The sequence below is a fragment of the Vibrio sp. 10N.261.45.E2 genome, assembly GCF_002875705.1.
Taxonomy (GTDB): domain Bacteria; phylum Pseudomonadota; class Gammaproteobacteria; order Enterobacterales; family Vibrionaceae; genus Vibrio.
The window spans coordinates 1-1,404 of the sequence record NZ_MCZZ01000072.1 but is presented as its reverse complement, the minus strand read 5'-3'; the positions used below and the strand labels follow the sequence as shown (position 1 = coordinate 1,404).

At 42.7% G+C, this 1,404-nt stretch carries 1 pseudogene; it reads right to left on the bottom strand.

Annotated elements, in window-relative coordinates:
• A pseudogene (locus BCT34_RS04080) lies at nucleotides 1–1,404 on the bottom strand (Tn3 family transposase); the annotation flags it as partial.

Sequence of the window (1,404 nt, the reverse complement as noted above, 5' to 3'; positions counted from 1 at the left end):
TTACTTGACCACTACAAACCACTTGCTGCATGTACAAGGCATTCCAATAGACGATCACATTGAGCATAAGTCCCAAGGCTCCCAGTTGATCCTCCTGACCCTATCTGTATTTCTGCCTCATTTCCCCACGACGTCCATGAAAAACCTCCCTGGCTAAGTTATGTCTTCCTTCAACCCTATTTAGCTGCTTTAGAATCATACGCCTTTTTTCTATGTCATCGATGTAAGTTAAAAGATGAATAGTTTTGTCTATTCGTCCAATCTCAGCAATCGCCTTAGCCAAAGAGCTTTGATTACTACCTGATTGTAAAACCCTCATCGCATCTCTGGCGGATAACTTACCCAACTGAAGAGAGCCAATAAAACGTAAGATATCTTCCCATTGGGGCGTAATCTTATTCAACCTGATCCGGTTGGTAGATACCACATTAAGCTCTCCGTAATCTGCTTCAGGGTCAACTCTCCATAAACGTTGACCACCCAAATCAGCCAGCCTCGGACTAAATCGGTAGCCTAGTAATCGGAACAAACCAAAAACAACATCACTGTAGGAGCCTGTATCCGTCATAATTTCAGAAGGTTGAATATCTGTTTGTTGTTCAAGAACTAAAGCTAATAAGCTTAGGCTGTCTTTCAACGTTCCCGGTACGGGAATATCATTTAAACCAACTAACTTATCTGACAAGAGATTATTCCAAGTTACCCCTTTTCTTTGAGGAAAGTACTTGGGGTTAGGACCTGCATAAATCGTCTTTACGGCAACAATAAACCTCAATCCATCTGCGGCGGCCATCGTTCCATCCCCCCATGATTTGACAATCGGCAGTTCGTTATAAGCATTGACGAGTATGGTATTCGCTTTTGTGATCGTTTCATCTCGAATGTAGTTCTGGGATACCCATGATAGTCTATCTCTCTTTAAAGCTCTTACATCTGGCTGAATCAATGGTTCAAAGCCAGTATTGCAAGCTTCTGCCATAAGCACGGCGCATAAGCTAATATCAATATCGTCTGCTCTTGCTGATTTTTCGGAGATATGCGTCAGAGCTTCTGTAAAGTGTGTTCTGTTTGCCACTTCCAATATCAGTTCCGGTAGCTCAATACGAGGCAGCCTTTTACGGAATAACTTTCTAAGGTGTTCTAGAGAAGGCGGTTCTTCGTCTTTCTCCAACGGAGTGAGCTTGAGGCGTTCATCTTCTATCGTAATATCAGGATTTAAATGAAACCTTTGAGCTACAGCTCGGTAAGTGCTGTCCAGTTCAGACACTAAGTTTTGTAGTGTTGTTGCTGGATCCATTGAAATACCAAGCGCTCGACATATCATGGGCTTGCTTTGATGCCATTCGTCACCAGTTAACAGATCTTTTTGAGGGTCAATACCGCCAACTTGATGTTTAGCGATTT